Annotated in this window: 1 protein-coding gene; it reads right to left on the bottom strand. The window is 50.0% G+C overall.

Annotation, left to right across the window (positions count from 1 at the left end; all coding sequences use genetic code 11):
• Positions 1–402 (bottom strand): transposase (locus D7V80_RS41255; RefSeq protein WP_147447423.1); only part of this gene is annotated, 402 nt, incomplete at both ends.

The following is a 402-nucleotide window of genomic DNA, read 5'->3' as shown; positions in this document are numbered from 1 at the left end:
GCATCCAGGTGCAGCAAACTTTTGAGCCGCTTAAAAGCCAGTTCAATTTGCCATCGCAGACGGTAACAATCAGCCACTTGCTCTGCTGAATATTCATCTTCCGGTAATGATGTTAGCAATAGCACATGGCCCGCTGCTTCCAGCGTTTCCGCCTGAACTACTCGTCCTTTTCGACGATTCTCGCTGAGCAGTCGGGTTTTACTGATTAATGCTTTTTCGGGAGGAAGTGATACGGCAATGAGACGTGCCGGAAAGGGAGCTCCGGCTTTTTTATTACCTGAATTGCCTATCATTACAGTGGTTTCACCGTTCTTACCGCAATCCAGCCCGCGCAGAAAACCCATCATGTCAAAGCGCATTCCTTCTGCAGTTAACCAGCGCAATCCTCGCCAGTGCACCCGG

Source organism: Corallococcus sp. CA054B (genome assembly GCF_003611625.1).
Lineage (GTDB): Bacteria > Myxococcota > Myxococcia > Myxococcales > Myxococcaceae > Corallococcus > Corallococcus coralloides.
Note: the sequence above shows the minus strand (reverse complement) of the source record. Positions and strands in the feature narration are given on the sequence as shown.